Origin of the sequence: Cellulosimicrobium composti (genome assembly GCF_009711085.1) — a bacterium.
Taxonomy (GTDB): domain Bacteria; phylum Actinomycetota; class Actinomycetes; order Actinomycetales; family Cellulomonadaceae; genus Cellulosimicrobium; species Cellulosimicrobium composti.
In genome coordinates this window covers 1-851 of sequence record NZ_WMKA01000121.1, presented here as the reverse complement: position 1 = coordinate 851, position 851 = coordinate 1, and the positions used below count along the sequence as shown (strand labels likewise).

The window sequence follows — 851 nt, the reverse complement described above, 5'->3', positions numbered from 1 at the left end:
CACCGGTCGAGCTGGGCGGCGATCTCCGCGGGCGACGGCGGCCCGGGCACGACCTCGACGGCCACGCCCGATCCTGCGGCGTCGAGCAGCGTGGAGAGCTCGGCCGTCAGAGCGGCGATCTCGTCCGTGGTCGGCGCCGTCCCGGCCGGAGCCGCGGCGTCTGCCGACTCGGAGGAGTCGGCGCCCTCGGCCTCGGGGGCCGTCGTGAGGTCGGGCGCCTCGGTCGCGGCGTCGGCGGCCGCGGCGTCCTCCTCGGGGGATTCGATCGCGGCGGCGGCCGCCTCCTCGTCGGACGGCTCGGCGTCCGGCGCGTCCGCGGGCGCGGCGAGGTCCGGGGCGGCGGCGCCCAGCGTGGGCGCGACGGTGCCGAGGTCGGCGAGGGGCACGCGGCCCGACGACCGGCTCGCACGGTCGGTGCCGCGCTCGTCCAGCACGGGCACGCTCGCGGCGAGGGTGTCGGCGGCGGTGAGCGCGTCCTGCTCGGCCTCGGCCGGGGCGTCCGCGGTCTCCTCCGCGACGTCCGAGGCCTGGAGCTCGGTGCCCGCGGCGAGGCCCGCGAGGCCGGACGCCGGGCTCGCCGACGAGGCGTCGGTGACGGCCTGGCTGAGGCGCGCCTGGGCGTCCTCGATCTGGGCGACCTGCTCGGGCGTGAGGCTCGCGGCGCCCTCCCCGGTGAGGAACTGGGCGCGCACGAGGGCGTCGCTCGCGGCGTCGACGGTCGCGGGGTCCGCGGCGGCCACGCCGAGGGCGGGCGCGGTGGTCGTGGTCGCGGCCGGCGCCGCGGCGGACGTGTCGCCGGGCGCCGCCGACGGAGCGGCGGACCCCTCGGCGAACGCGGCGGCGGCGGTCGT

The 851-nt window shown here is 81.0% G+C and carries 1 pseudogene; it reads right to left on the bottom strand.

Annotation, left to right across the window (positions count from 1 at the left end):
- Positions 1-851 (bottom strand): annotated as a pseudogene (locus GJV82_RS19670) (hypothetical protein); the annotation flags it as partial.